The sequence below is a fragment of the Nocardioides sp. genome, assembly GCF_041393715.1.
GTDB lineage: Bacteria > Actinomycetota > Actinomycetes > Propionibacteriales > Nocardioidaceae > Nocardioides.
The window spans coordinates 219,895-231,659 of sequence record NZ_JAWKJQ010000006.1 but is presented as its reverse complement, the minus strand read 5'-3'; the positions used below and the strand labels follow the sequence as shown (position 1 = coordinate 231,659).

Genomic DNA, 11,765 nt, shown 5'->3' with positions numbered 1-11,765 from the left:
GCGACATGACTCAGCCTGCCGCGCCCCGGGGAGCCCGGCCCACGCTGCCCGTGGTCGTCCTGGTGTCCGCCGAGCACGCGGAGCCGATGACCGACGCTTTCTGGCGCTACTCCCGCGAGTACGACCTGCGCACCGCCGGCTCGGCCCGCGAGGCGACGGAGACGATCGGTCGCGTCGTGGGGGAGGGCCTCCGGGTGGCGCTGCTCGTCTGCGACTCACGGCTGCCCGACCAGGACAACGTGCTGGCCGCCTTCGGGGAGTGGCGACACCTCGTGCCGACGGCGCGACGGCTGATCCTGGCGCCGTACGACCGGTTCCTGGTGGACGGCCCGAGGCTGCGCGCGGGGATGGCCAAGGGCAAGTACGACGCCTACCTGATGCTGCCGCGGGGCGACCGCGACGAGGAGTTCCACCACGCGGTCACCGAGCTGCTGAGCGACTGGGCCTCGACCTCGACCGACCCCGACGTCGTCTCCGCCAAGATCATCGCCCCCGAGGGCGACCCGGTCGCCGCGGGCATCCGCGACTTCTTCGATCGGATGGGGCTGCCGGCGCGGTCCGCGACGCCCGACAGCGAGCGGGGTCGACACCTCGCCGACCGGCTGCCCCCGGATGCCGGCTACCCGCGGGTGTTCGCCGTCAACCGGGAGCCGATGGTCGCCGCCTCGGTGCGTGACATCGCGCGGCGCTACTTCGACTGGCGCGAGGAGCGCGAGCTCGAGGCCCAGGCCGACGCGCGCTCCGGCACCGACGTCGTCGACGTGGCGGTCGTGGGCGGCGGACCGGCGGGCCTGGCCACCGCCGTCTACGCCGCCTCCGAGGGCCTGTCCGCGGTCGTGCTGGACGCCAGCGCGATCGGCGGCCAGGCCGGCACCAGCTCGATGATCCGCAACTACCTCGGCTTCCCGCGCGGCATCTCCGGCATGCGGCTGGCGCAGCGTGCCCGCACCCAGGCGCTGCGCTTCGGCGCCCGGTTCCGCACCGGCTGGGAGGTCGAGACGCTGGAGGCGGGGGTCGACGGCGCGCCGCACGTGCTCCGCGGCGAGGACTTCGAGCTCCGCGCCCGCTCGGTCGTGGTCGCCTCCGGGGTCCGCTACCGGTCGCTGGGCGTCCCAGGCGTCGAGGAGCTGGTCGGTCGTGGCGTCAACTACGGCGCCGCGATGTCGCTGTCGCGGGAGATGGACGACCAGGACGTCGTGGTCGTCGGCGGTGGCAACTCCGCCGGGCAGGCGGCCATGCACCTGGCGAGGTTCGCGCGGTCGGTGACGATCGTCGTACGCCGGCCGTCGTTGAGCGAGACGATGTCGGCCTACCTGATCGGCGAGATCGAGTTCAACCCGCGGATCTCGGTCGAGACCTGCTCGCGGGTGGTCGACGCCGGCGGGGAGGGCCGGCTGGAGTGGGTGACCCTCGAGAACGACGCGACCGGCGAGCACCGCACCGCCGCCGTCGCCGGGCTGTTCCTGCTGCTCGGCGCGGAGCCGCACTGCCACTGGCTCCCGGAGGCCGTGGCCCGCGACGAGCGCGGCTTCGTGCTCACCGGGCGCGACGTCCCGCGCGAGCTCTGGCGCGGCGACGTTCCGCCGGCCAACCTGGCCACGAGTGCGCCCGGCGTCTTCGCGGTGGGTGACGTGCGAGCCGGCTCGATGAAGCGGGTGGCCGCCGCGACGGGGGAGGGTGCCTCGGTGGTGCCCCTGGTGCACGCCTGGCTCGCCCCCGGCGACGCGTGACGCCCGTGGCCGACGTACCGGTGACCGGAGTGTGACGTGTTCCCTGGCGCCGTCTCCGCGGGGGCCGTAGGTTCGGAACCAAGCCCGCCGGAACGATCGCCGAGGAGTCGCCATGAACGACGAGAACCCCGTCAGCATCCTGAGCGACGAGGAGTGCTGGGAGTTCCTGGGCTCGCAGGAGTTCGGACGGCTGGCCTTCCACCTCGCCGAGCAGGTGCACATCACGCCGATCAACTACGCGGTCGACGACGGCACGCTGTTGTTCCGGACGGCCGAGGGCTCCAAGCTGTTGGCGGTCGTGATGAACCCCGACATCGCCTTCGAGGTCGACGCCTACGACGACGAGACGGCGATCAGCGTGATCCTGCGCGGCAGTGCGCGGCTGCTGGAGGAGGACGAGGCGCATCGGTCGGAGAACGTCCCGCTGCGGCCCTGGGTCCCCACCCTGAAGTACAACGTCGTCGAGATCCGGCCCACCGAGATCTCCGGCCGCCGGTTCTCGCTCGCCAAGCCCTGGACGCATCTCAACACCGAGGCCTGAGCCTGCAGCCGGAGCGCCGGGCCTCTAGGCTCCGGTGCTCGTGAAGCCGTTCCTCTTCCTCGGCACCCGCGCCGAGGACGACGCCGCCGACGGTGAGTACGACGCCGTGCGCCGCTACGCGGGGCTGACGGCCGACCAGCTGCAGCGGCGGCGGCTGGAGCGCGCACCGCTGGGCCGGGTCGACCTCACCGACTGGTCGGGGATCATCCTCGGGGGCGGGCCGTTCAACGTCAGCGACCCGGAAGCGTCGAAGTCGCCGACGCAGCACCGGGTGGAGGCGGAGCTGCGCGCGCTGGCCGAGCGGGTGATCGACGCGGACTTCCCGTTCCTCGGCGCCTGCTACGGCGTCGGGACCCTCGGGGTGCTGCGTGGTGGGGTCGTCGACCGCACCTACACCGAGCCGGTCAGCTGCACGCACATCACGTTGTCCCAGGCCGGTCGCTCCGACGAGCTCTTCGGCGTGCTGCCGGCATCCTTCGACGCCTTCCTCGGTCACAAGGAGGCGGTGTCGCGGCTTCCGGAGGGGGCGGTGCTGCTCGCCTCGTCGGCCGCCTGCCCGGTGCAGGGGTTCCGGCTGGGCCGCCACGTCTATGCCACGCAGTTCCACCCCGAGCTCGACGTCGAGGGCCTGTGCACCCGGGTCGACGTCTATCGGCACCACGGCTACTTCGACCCCGACGAGGTCGACTCCCTGAAGACGATGGCGCACGCCTCGGTGGTCACCGAGCCGATGCGGCTGCTGCCGCGGTTCGTGGAGCTGTACGCCGCGGGGTGAGGCGCTCAGCGCCTCGGCGGGCCGATCCGCTCGGTGAGCAGGGTCAGCACGGTTGCCCAGGTTTCGTCGTCGGCGTCGCCCCGGCCGAGGTAGAGCGCGAGGCCGCTGGCCTTGTCGGTGACGTTGAGCACCAGGACGGGGCCGCTCACCAGCCAGCTGGTGACGGAGTGCCAGGTGCGAGTCACCACGGTCTGGGGCGTGACCAGGGTGACTCCCTCGGTGGTGAGCGTCAGCCGCTGCGCGTCGGTCAACGCGGGGTTCAGCCGTGCCATGCGACGGGCTCCTCGGCGCAGCGCCCACTCGCTGGTGAGCAGCCCGACCGCCACGCCGACGGGCGCCCACATCAGGGCGAATCCCAGGTGTCCCAGGACCACGGCTCGGATCAGCTGCGCCGCGAACAGGGCAACGGCGGCACGCCAGACCCATCGCCGCCAGCGGCCGAAGGAGTGGCGGCGCGCCACCCAGGCATCGCCGAAGTCGTCGTCGGTGAGCCAGCTCGTGAACTCCACGGTCTGCGTCTGCGTCACCGCTTCACGGTAGGCGCCCCGTCCGCCCCGCGCGGCCGAATCGGGCAACCAGCGGCACCCGCCGACTGCCGGGGTCCGACTACCCTCGCCCCATGAGCCAGACCACGGGAGAGCGTCCGGCCGAGCCGGCGGGCACCGAGGCCGAGCACGTCGACGTGCTCATCATCGGCGCCGGACTGTCCGGCATCGGTGCGGCGGCCCAGCTGACCCGCATGCGGCCCGAGTCGTCGTACGCGATCCTGGAGGGGCGCACGGCGATGGGTGGCACCTGGGACCTGTTCCGCTACCCCGGCATCCGGTCCGACTCCGACATGTTCACCCTCGGCTACCGCTTCAAGCCGTGGACCGACGACAAGGCGCTGGCCGACGGGCCGTCGATCCTCGCCTACGTCGAGGAGACCGCGCGGGAGTACGGCGTGGACCGGCACATCCGCTACGACCACCGGGTCGTCGCGGCCGCGTGGGACTCCGACTCGGCGCGCTGGACCGTCACCGCGACGCACGCCGGCGAGGAGGTGCGGCTGACCTGCCGTCTGCTCTGGTCGTGCGGCGGCTACTACGACTACGACCACCCCTACGACGCGCAGCTGCCGGGGCTGGCGGACTTCGAGGGCCGGGTCGTGCACCCGCAGTTCTGGCCCGAGGACCTCGACTACGCCGACAAGCGGGTGGTCGTCGTCGGCTCCGGGGCCACCGCGGTCACGCTGGTGCCCGCGCTGGCGGAGCGGGCCGCGCACGTCACCATGCTGCAGCGTTCGCCGACCTACATCGTGTCGATGCCGCGCGTCGACAAGATCGCGGGCGGCGTGCGCAGGGTGCTGCCGGAGAAGGCGGCCTACGTCGTCAACCGCTGGAAGAACATCGGCACCGCCAGCGGCATCTACGCCCTCAGCCGGCGGCGCCCCGACCTGCTGCGCGGGCTGATCCGCAAGGGCACGATCAGCGCGCTGCCCGAGGGTTACGACGTCGACACCCACTTCCGGCCGGCGTACGACCCGTGGGACCAGCGGCTGTGCCTGGTCCCCGACGGCGACCTCTTCGAGGCGATCTCGCAGGGACGGGCCGAGGTGGTGACCGACACCATCGACACCTTCACCCCGACCGGCGTCCGGCTCACCTCCGGTCGCGAGCTCGAGGCCGACATCGTGGTGACCGCGACCGGCTTGCAGGTGAGATTCCTCGGGGGCGCCCGGCTCCTGGTCGACGGCCAGGAGGTGAAGCTGCCGGAGACCATGGCCTACAAGGCCATGATGCTGTCCGGCGTCCCCAACTTCCTGTTCACCGTCGGCTACACCAACGCCTCGTGGACCCTCAAGGCCGACCTGGTGGCGGAGTACGCCTGCCGGCTCCTCGACCACCTCGACGCCGAGGGATATCGGGCGGCCACGCCGCGGCGCGACCCGACCGTGGGCGAGCGGCCGATCATGGACTTCGAGGCGGGCTACGTGCTGCGCGCGCTGGTCGACCTCCCGAGCGGCGGTGACCGCGAGCCGTGGATGCTGCGCCAGAACTACCTCCACGACGTCCGCGTCATCCGCCGGGGCGAGCTCGAGGACGGCGCCTTGGAGTTCTCCCGCTGACCCGGCCCGGCGTCGCTCGGGTCCGGCTCCCACCCCTGCGTAGCATCGAGCCCGTGCACACCTGGCTACGACGGTCGTTGTGGGACCAGGTGCCCCGTGACCATCGCCAGTCGCCCGAGGGGCTGCGCCGCCGTCAGCTGGTCACCCTGACCTTCCTGCTGCTGGGCGCCGTGGTGCTCGGGTGGTCGCTGCGGATCGACCCCGGCAGCACGTTGTTCTATCCCGCGACGTTGGCGCTGGCGGTCGTCTGGACCGTGGGAGCCTTTGCCTCGGGCCCCCTGCACCTGGGCCGGATCATGCACCCGGAGGGCCCGCGCCGCCCGGTGGTCACGCCGGTGCTGCTCGGGCTGTTGCTCGCGGGGGTCTTCGTGCTCGGCGGGTTGCTCGTCCGCGAGATCCCGGCCCTGGACCGCCAGGTGCGCTGGGTGCTGGAGCACGCCGACCAGGGCTCCGGCCCGTTGATCCTGTTGATCACGGTGGTCAACGGCATCGCCGAGGAGCTGTTCTTCCGGGGCGCTGTCTACGCCGCCTCCACGCGTCGCCCCGTCGCCGTCTCGGCGGTCGCCTACACGCTGGCCACGCTCGCCACCGGCAACGTGATGCTCACCTTCGCCGCCGTACTCCTGGGGATCGTGGTCGGCCTGCAGCGTCGCGCCTCCGGCGGCATCCTCGCTCCGATCCTCACCCACGTCACCTGGTCGGCCACGATGCTGGTCGCCCTGCCGCTGGTGTTCGGCGTGCGGGGGCCCAGGCCCGGCGGGCGCGGCGCAGGACGGGTGGGATGGCCGGTGACGCGCGGTGGTCGGACTACCGGGCGTCGATCGGCGCCCGATCCGGCCTGTTCGAGCCGGTGCCGCCTCGCCGATCGAGCGGGCGTCCCGCTGGGCTATCGACCTGTCGCCGTCGACCGCGCTGCGGTCGGTCACCTCGTCGACCCGACCGCGGGCCGCAGCCTCTTCGCCGTCCCGACCTGGTGCAGCGGATCGCCGGCCGCACGCGGGGCCGGCGAGGGATCGGTCCTGGCCGCACTACACCCGACCTTGGTGCCGAGGCGACATGGACCTGCTGATTGCTGGCGACCCTCGTCTCTCCGGCGCAGCCCGGCCGGTGGAGGCTGGCCCGACGGCGACGAGTGGCGGCACTCGACCCTGGGTCGTCTGGGTGCGCGCGCCCGACGGGCGGTTCCGCTGGCACCACGACACGTCGGCAGTACCTGGTCCCGAAGCGACCCCGGATGGACCGGCGCGCGGATCGAGCCACCGGCCGCGGCCTCGCCTACACGCGCACTGCCTTCGCCTACGTGTTCCAGCGCGACTGAGCGGCGTCCGCGCTCGCTCGGCGGTCTCCGTCAGTCCCGGCCGATGTCCTCCAGCGCGCGGCGGACGGCCTCGGCATAGGGCACCGGCTCGCCCGGGACGATCTCTCTGATCGACTCGTCGGTGACCAGCACCTCGGTGCCCATGGAGTCGATCAGGTTGCGGCCGGTGGTGACGTCGACGTCGGTGACCAGCGCCAGCCAGTACGACGACAGCCGGGGAGTCAGGACGGGGAGCTTGAGGATCGGCAGTCGCGAGCCGTCGCGCACCTCCGCCGCGACCTGCAGCATCTCGAGGTAGGTCAGCTGGTCGGGTCCGCCGATCTCGAACACCCGGCCCACCGCGCGCGGCTCGTCGACGACGCCGACCAGATAGCGCACCACGTCGTCGATGCCGATCGGCTGGGTGCGGGTGCCGACCCACTGCGGCACCACCATGGCGGGGAGGTTCTTCACCAGCTGGCGCGTCAGCTCCCAGGAGATGCCGCCGGCGCCGACCACGATCGCCGCGCGCAGCACCGTCACCGGGACCCCGGCCTCGCCGAGCAGTCCCTCGACCTCGCGGCGGCTGCGCAGGTGGGGCGAGAGCTGGGCACCCTCGGCGCCGAGGCCGCCGAGATAGACGATCTGACGACAGCCGGCCTCGGCGGCCGCCGCCCCGAAGGCCCGGGCGGCCGCGGCGTCCCGGGTCTCGAAGTCGTCGGAGTCGAGTGAGTGCACGAGATAGACGGCCACGTCGATGCCCGCCAGCGCCGGTCCCAGGGTGTCGGGGTCGTGGACGTCGGCACCGACGGCCTCGCCCGGGCCGGCGTACTCCTCGGGGCGGCGAGTCATGGCGCGGACGGCATGGCCCGCCTCGACCAGCGCCGGCGTCAGCCGCCGCCCGACGAACCCGGTGGCGCCGGTGACCAGCACTTCGGTCGCCTTCGTGTCGCCCATGCGCACACCTTAGGTGTCGCCACCCGGTCGCGCGGTCACGGGCGCTGACGGCCCTCGGCCCGGCGCGCGATCCCCTCCCGCTTGGCGGCGTCCATCGCCGCTTCGTAGGCCGTCACCAGCGACGAGACCGACAGCGGCTTGAGCCGCTCGATGATCTCCTGGAGGTGCGCGGCCGAGGCGCCGGACTCCAGCAGCGCGGGCCAGATCCGGCTCCGGAACAGCGCATCGAGCTCCTCGGCGATCGCCCGCCCGTGCGCGGCGTAGATCTCGGCGGCGGCCTGCGCCGCCTCGAGCGGGAACCGCAGCTCCAGCAGCCCCAGCCCCACCGACAGCTGGGAGACCGTGACGTGGTGACGGCCGCGACCGGCGGGCCGCACGATGCCGAGGGCCTCGAGCACGGCCAGGTCGTCGCGGGTGAGTGGACGACCGGCACGGTCCTCCAGCTCTCCGGAGGTCAGCGTCGTGGCCGCCTCGCTCTGCCACGGCGCCAGCATCGACCGGTGCAGGGCGATGTCCTCGGCGGTGGCGGAGTCGGGGATGCCGGCGACGTACCTCTCGATCGCGGCCAGCGTGAACCCGTGGCCCTGCAGCTCCTGCACCAGCTCGAGGCGGGCGACGTGCTCGGCGGTGTAGTAGCCGGAGCGGCCGCGGCGCAGCGGCGGCGGCACCAGCCCGCGCGCGGTGTAGAACCGCACGTTGCGCACGCTCAGCCCGACCCGGTTGGTCAGCTGGTCGAGGGTCAGCAGCCCGCGCAGCTCACCCACCAGGTCCGCCACGCTGTCGCTCACGACGGTGACAGTAGTAGTGTCATGGTCTGGAAACCACCCCGGCAGGCCGCCGGCCGCGCTCCCTGAGTCACGTGGAGGACCCAGCCATGGCTGAAGCATTCGTCTACGACCACCTGCGCACGCCGCGCGGGCGGGGCAAGAACGTCGGCTCGCTGCACGAGGTGAAGCCGATCGACCTGGTGGTCGGCCTCCTCGACGAGGTACGCCGGCGCAACCCGTCGCTCGACACCGAGCGGGTCGACGACGTCGTCCTCGGGGTGGTCTCGCCGCTCGGCGACCAGGGCGGCGACATCGCCAAGACCGCGGCGCTGGCCGCGGGCCTCCCCGACACGACCGCGGGCGTCCAGCTCAACCGGTTCTGCGCCTCCGGGCTGGAGGCGGTCAACCAGGCGGCCTCGCGGGTGCGCGGCGGGTTCGAGGACCTGATCATCGCGGGCGGCGTGGAGTCGATGAGCCGGGTGCCGATGGGCTCCGACGGGGGCGCCTGGGCGATGGACCCGGCCACCGCGTTGACGACCGGCTTCGTGCCGCAGGGCATCGGCGCCGACCTGATCGCGACCCTCGAGGGCTACTCCCGCAGCGACGTCGACGCGTTCGCCGCCGAGTCGCACCACCGGGCGGCGAAGGCCTGGGCCAACGGCTACTTCGGCGGCTCGGTGGTGCCCGTGCACGACCGCAACGGCCTGGTCGTCCTCGACCACGACGAGACCATCCGCCCCGACACCACTGTCGAGGGCCTGGCCGGGCTGAGGCCGTCGTTCGCCCAGATCGGCGCGGAGGGCGGGTTCGACGCCGTCGCGCTGGAGAAGTACCACTGGGTCGAGGCGATCGACCACGTCCACCATGCCGGCAACTCCTCGGGCATCGTCGACGGCGCCGCGCTGATGCTGGTCGGCACCGAGGAGGTCGGCACCTCGCTCGGCCTCACGCCGCGCGCCCGGATCGTGTCCGCCGCGGTGTCGGGCGCCGACCCGACGATCATGCTCACCGGTCCGGCGCCGGCGTCGCGCAAGGCGCTCGCGCGCGCCGGCCTCGACGTGGGTGACATCGACCTGTTCGAGATCAACGAGGCCTTCGCCGCCGTGGCGATGCGGTTCATGAGCGACCTCGGGATCGACCACGAGATCACCAACGTCAACGGCGGCGCGATCGCGATGGGGCACCCCCTCGGCGCCACCGGCGCGATGATCCTCGGCACCCTCATCGACGAGCTCGAGCGCCGCGACCTGCGCCGCGGCCTGGCCACGCTCTGCGTCGGCGGCGGCATGGGCATCGCCACCATCGTCGAGCGCGTCTGACCCTCTGACCCGGACAGGACACCGATGAGCACCACCACTGAGACCGCGGTCCGCTACGACCGCGACGCCGACGGCATCGTCACCCTCACCCTCGACGACCCGACGGCCAGCGCCAACACGATGACCGAGCTCTACGCCCGGTCGATGGCCGACGCCGTCGCCCGCCTCGAGGACGAGGTCGACGACATCACCGGCGTGGTGATCGCGAGCGCCAAGAAGACCTTCTTCGCCGGCGGCAACCTGCACGCGATGGTGCAGGCCGGGCCGGACGACGCCGAGGCGATCTTCACCATGGCCGAAGGGATCAAGGAGTCCCTCCGGCGGCTGGAGAGGTTCCCGCGGCCGGTGGTCGCGGCGATCAACGGCGCCGCCCTGGGCGGCGGCTTCGAGATCGCGCTGGCCGCCAACCGGCGGATCATCGTCGACGACCCGCGCGCCGAGGTCGGGCTCCCCGAGGCCACCCTCGGGCTGCTGCCCGGCGGCGGTGGCGTCACCCGGGTCGTCCGGATGCTCGGCCTCCAGCACGGGCTGATGGAGGTGCTGCTGCCCGGGTCGCGCTTCAAGCCGGCCGTGGCTCTGCACAAGCACCTGGTCGACGAGCTGGTCGGCTCGGTCGACGAGCTGGTCCCGACAGCCAAGGCCTGGATCATGGAGCACCGCGACGACGACGACGTCGCCGCCAACCCGTGGGACCGCGGGGGCTACAAGATGCCGGGCGGCACACCCAAGAGCCCGGCGCTGGCCGCCTTCCTGCCGGCGTTCCCGGCGCTGCTGCGCCAGCAGACCAAGGGCGCGGTCTACCCCGCCCAGCGGGCGATCCTCTCGGCGGCGATCGAGGGCGCCCAGGTCGACTTCGACACGGCGTCGCGGATCGAGTCGCGCTACCTCACGTCGCTGATCACCGGTCAGAACGCCAAGAACATGATCCAGGCGTTCTTCTTCGACCTGCAGGCGATCAACTCCGGATCGCTGCGGCCGGCCGGCGTGCCGCCCTACACCGCGCGGAAGGTGGGGGTCCTCGGCGCCGGCATGATGGGCGCCGGCATCGCCTACTCCTGCGCGCGGGCCGGCATGGACGTCGTACTCAAGGACGTGTCGCTCGAGAGCGCCGAGCGGGGCAAGGCCTACTCCGCGGGCCTGCTCGACAAGGCGATCTCCCGTGGCCGCTCGACGGAGGAGAAGAAGGCCGAGCTGCTGGCCCGGATCACGCCGACCGACGACCCGGCCGAGCTGGCCGGGTGCGACCTGGTGATCGAGGCGGTCTTCGAGGACCCGTCGCTCAAGCACCGGGTGTTCGCCGAGGTGACGCCCCACGTCGAGCCCGATGCGCTGCTGTGCTCCAACACCTCGACGCTCCCGATCACCGAGCTCGCGACCGGCGTCGACCGGCCGGACGACTTCATCGGGCTGCACTTCTTCAGCCCCGTCGACAAGATGCCGCTGGTCGAGATCATCCGGGGTCGCGAGACGTCCGACGAGGCGCTGGCCAGGGCCTACGACGTGGTGCAGCAGATCAGGAAGACGCCGATCGTGGTCAACGACAGCCGCGGCTTCTACACCTCGCGGGTGATCTCGACGATGGTCAACGAGGGCCTGGCGATGCTGGCCGAAGGTGTTCACCCGATGTCGCTGGAGCGCGCCGCGACGCAGTCGGGCTATCCGGTCGGACCGCTGCAGCTGACCGACGAACTCAACATGGAGCTGTTCGCGAAGATCGAGAAGGCCACCGCCGAGGCCGCGGAGCGGGAGGGCCTGCCCTACGCCCCGCACCCCGGCACGCTGGTGGTGCACCGGATGATCGAGCTGGGGCGGCCGTCCCGGCTGAAGGGCGCGGGGTTCTACGAGTACGCCGACGGCCGGCGTACCCGGTTGTGGCCGGGGCTGGCCGAGGCCTTCCCCGTCGCCGCCGAGCGGATCCCGTTCGACGACGTGAAGGAGCGGATGCTCTTCGCGGAGGCGCTCGAGACGGCGAGGTGCTTCGAGGAGGGCGTTCTCACCTCGGCGGCCGCCGCCAACATCGGCTCGATCATGGGCATCGGCTTCCCGCCCGCCACCGGCGGCGCCGCGCAGTTCATGACCGGGTACCAGTCCGCCTCCGGCGAGGTCGGTCTCGCGGCCTTCGTGGCCCGGGCCGACGAGCTCGCCGCGGCCTACGGCGACCGGTTCCGGCCCACCGACCGGCTCCGCGAGATGGCCGCCTCCGGCGAGTCCTTCCCCGCCTGACCCCCCGCGATAGTCCGCTACGTTCGGCACCGGTTCGCCCGCGGAAAGT

10 protein-coding genes are annotated in these 11,765 nt (G+C 72.5%); 7 read left to right on the top strand and 3 right to left on the bottom strand.

Annotated elements, in window-relative coordinates:
* Nucleotides 1-5: 5 nt before the first annotated feature.
* The 3 genes from R2740_RS11725 (at nt 6) to R2740_RS11715 (ending at nt 3,046) form a co-directional block, all read left to right on the top strand.
* Nucleotides 6-1,730, top strand: coding sequence for an FAD-dependent oxidoreductase (locus R2740_RS11725; protein WP_371302862.1), 1,725 nt, complete (start codon nt 6-8; stop codon nt 1,728-1,730).
* A gap of 112 nt (nt 1,731-1,842) precedes the next feature.
* A complete protein-coding gene (locus tag R2740_RS11720; protein ID WP_371302861.1) occupies nt 1,843-2,271 on the top strand; it encodes a pyridoxamine 5'-phosphate oxidase family protein in 429 nt (142 codons plus the stop codon).
* A gap of 40 nt (nt 2,272-2,311) precedes the next feature.
* The gene (locus tag R2740_RS11715) at nt 2,312-3,046 is read left to right on the top strand and encodes a glutamine amidotransferase (protein ID WP_371302860.1); all 735 of its coding nucleotides are present in this window, start codon (nt 2,312-2,314) and stop codon (nt 3,044-3,046) included.
* Between the two features lie 5 nt (nt 3,047-3,051).
* Here the strand turns inward: R2740_RS11715 and R2740_RS11710 are convergent, their stop codons facing one another.
* Complete coding sequence (locus R2740_RS11710; RefSeq protein ID WP_371302859.1) at nt 3,052-3,573, bottom strand: hypothetical protein; 522 nt, start codon at nt 3,571-3,573, stop codon at nt 3,052-3,054.
* A gap of 92 nt (nt 3,574-3,665) precedes the next feature.
* Here R2740_RS11710 and R2740_RS11705 point away from each other — a divergent pair, with 92 nt between their 5' ends.
* Together R2740_RS11705 and R2740_RS11700 are read left to right on the top strand one after the other, a co-directional pair.
* A complete protein-coding gene (locus R2740_RS11705) occupies nt 3,666-5,153 on the top strand; it encodes a flavin-containing monooxygenase (RefSeq protein WP_371302858.1) in 1,488 nt (495 codons plus the stop codon).
* Nucleotides 5,154-5,206: 53 nt separating this feature from the next.
* Complete coding sequence (locus tag R2740_RS11700; RefSeq protein ID WP_371302857.1) at nt 5,207-6,550, top strand: lysostaphin resistance A-like protein; 1,344 nt, start codon at nt 5,207-5,209, stop codon at nt 6,548-6,550.
* On the opposite strand, the gene R2740_RS11695 is transcribed toward R2740_RS11700, so the two are convergent.
* The gene (locus R2740_RS11695) at nt 6,502-7,407 is read right to left on the bottom strand and encodes an NAD(P)H-binding protein (RefSeq protein ID WP_371302856.1); all 906 of its coding nucleotides are present in this window, start codon (nt 7,405-7,407) and stop codon (nt 6,502-6,504) included. The genes R2740_RS11700 and R2740_RS11695 overlap by 49 nt on opposite strands.
* Nucleotides 7,408-7,442: 35 nt before the next feature.
* On the bottom strand, nt 7,443-8,195 hold the full coding sequence (locus tag R2740_RS11690) for a MerR family transcriptional regulator (RefSeq protein ID WP_371302855.1): 753 nt from the start codon (nt 8,193-8,195) through the stop codon (nt 7,443-7,445).
* A gap of 86 nt (nt 8,196-8,281) precedes the next feature.
* Here R2740_RS11690 and R2740_RS11685 point away from each other — a divergent pair, with 86 nt between their 5' ends.
* On the top strand, nt 8,282-9,493 hold the full coding sequence (locus R2740_RS11685) for an acetyl-CoA C-acetyltransferase (RefSeq protein WP_371302854.1): 1,212 nt from the start codon (nt 8,282-8,284) through the stop codon (nt 9,491-9,493).
* 24 nt (nt 9,494-9,517) lie between these two features.
* Entirely contained in the window at nt 9,518-11,716 is a 2,199-nt protein-coding gene (locus R2740_RS11680; RefSeq protein WP_371302853.1) for a 3-hydroxyacyl-CoA dehydrogenase NAD-binding domain-containing protein, read from the top strand.
* Nucleotides 11,717-11,765: the final 49 nt, after the last annotated feature.